Origin of the sequence: Microbacterium sp. 2RAF4, assembly GCF_052115285.1 — a bacterium.
GTDB classification, from domain to species: domain Bacteria; phylum Actinomycetota; class Actinomycetes; order Actinomycetales; family Microbacteriaceae; genus Microbacterium; species Microbacterium oxydans.
Map to the genome: position 1 here is coordinate 1 of NZ_JBFRGI010000025.1, position 352 is coordinate 352.

The window sequence follows — 352 nt, forward strand, 5'->3', positions numbered from 1 at the left end:
CCGTAGCCCGGCTTTGTGGTATGTTTAAAAAACATATCATCTGGGAGAGTAAAAAATGTCTCAAAAAAAAGAGCAAAAAACAGCAGAAAAACCAACCGCTGGGCCACTGAGAAAACACAGATCTAGAGCTGAAAAAATAGACGATTTGAAAAAACAGATCAGCGATTTGAGAAAAGCAGAAAGAGAAGAACGACAGAAGGCAAGAGATGAAAAATTAATTATTCTTGCAAAAGCTGTTTATGAAAAAGTAGGAAAGCCGAAAGATATCGATGCATTGATTGAGTTCGTAAAGTCTGAAGATTTCAAGATTGAATATAAATAAAGCTAAGGGGCATTTTAGCCCCTTGCATGT

Annotated in this window: 1 protein-coding gene; it reads left to right on the top strand. The window is 36.4% G+C overall.

Annotated elements, in window-relative coordinates:
- The first annotated feature begins 55 nt into the window (after positions 1 to 55).
- On the top strand, positions 56 to 322 hold the full coding sequence (locus AB4070_RS18610; protein ID WP_441981410.1) for a hypothetical protein: 267 nt from the start codon (positions 56 to 58) through the stop codon (positions 320 to 322).
- Positions 323 to 352 lie beyond the last annotated feature (30 nt).

What these genes read in the sequence shown, in the direction of transcription:
- AB4070_RS18610 (WP_441981410.1), top strand. Translation starts at nt 56, where the DNA reads ATGTCTCAAAAAAAAGAGCAAAAAACAGCAGAAAAACCAACCGCTGGG.